The sequence below is a fragment of the Leptolyngbya sp. CCNP1308 genome, assembly GCF_034932455.1.
Classification (GTDB): Bacteria; Cyanobacteriota; Cyanobacteriia; order Phormidesmidales; family Phormidesmidaceae; genus Nodosilinea.
Map to the genome: position 1 here is coordinate 1 of NZ_JAYGIH010000097.1, position 1,052 is coordinate 1,052.

A 1,052-nucleotide genomic window follows, 5' to 3' on the forward strand; every position below is an offset into this window, starting at 1 on the left:
GGCTCTACCGGGTTGATTATGCAGTTGCAGTAGGAAAATGCCAGCTAATGAGGCAGCGTAATTTGAATCGCTCAAAATTTCTGAACCCGTAGCCAGAGCGTTTGATGAGCTTCAAGCGATTGTTGATGCCCTCCACCACCCCACTGGTCGTTCTGTGCTCAAAATACTGCAGAATCTCACCCAACCATCGTCGTATCGTGGCCACTGAGTTCGGGTAGAGGGGCTGCGCCGTGGCCATCCAGTCCAGCAAGTCAACCAGGGCTTGAGTGCCGGTTTTCGCGTCAAACACCCCTCGGAAGGTTTCCTTAGCTTGGTGCATGAGCGCCAGTTTGGGGGCAACGGCCTTCACCGCAGCGAGTTTCTCGATTTGCTGGTCCGTCAGATTCTCCTCCGGTTTCAGGACGGCGTACTTGCTGTTTTTGAGCGCCGCTTGCGCCGCCTCTGGAGTAATGCCTTCCGGCAAGTCTTCGGGGTGACGCCGAAACGCGTTGCGCGCTTGGTTGAGTTCATCAGTGACCAACTTCATCACATGAAAGCGATCCGCCACAATCTCAGCTTGGGGCATTAATCGCCGGACTAACCCCCGATAATTGCCGGATAAGTCGATGCTGACTTCCTCAATGTTCGATAACACCTCACTTCCCCAAGCCAACAACACCGTCTCAATAGCGGCATGGGTGCGGGCGGGGGCCATCCCAATGAGGGCGTGCGTGTCAAGGTCACTTAGAACGACCACAAAGTCTTTGTGACCTTTGCGCAGGGCGATTTCATCGATCCCTAAACGACGCAACTGACTCACGTCGATATCGACTTTTTTGCGCCCATATACTCCACCATTGACCACACGATATCCTCACTCAATCCCTGATGACGGGCCACATTAGCACTATCACTGTGGATCACTTGCTGAACCACCCGCTCGGCATAGCGGTCGGTATAGCTCCGCCGGTCCCCCACAAACTCCAAGTCCTCGCTGAACGGCTTACCACACACCGCACACTTAAACTGGCGGCGGTTAACCCGTAACCAGGTCTGGCCATAGTGACTGATGG

The 1,052-nt window shown here is 54.7% G+C and carries 2 protein-coding genes; both read right to left on the reverse strand.

The window, feature by feature from the left end; all coding sequences use genetic code 11:
- Window positions 1–16: 16 nt before the first annotated feature.
- Window positions 17–844: an ISL3 family transposase gene (locus tag VB780_RS25615; protein WP_323354022.1), complete on the reverse strand. Its 828-nt coding sequence runs from the start codon at window positions 842–844 to the stop codon at window positions 17–19.
- The coding region (locus VB780_RS25620; RefSeq protein WP_323354023.1) for a helix-turn-helix domain-containing protein at window positions 796–1,052 on the reverse strand (257 nt) is incomplete at its 5' end. The genes VB780_RS25615 and VB780_RS25620, both read right to left, overlap by 49 nt.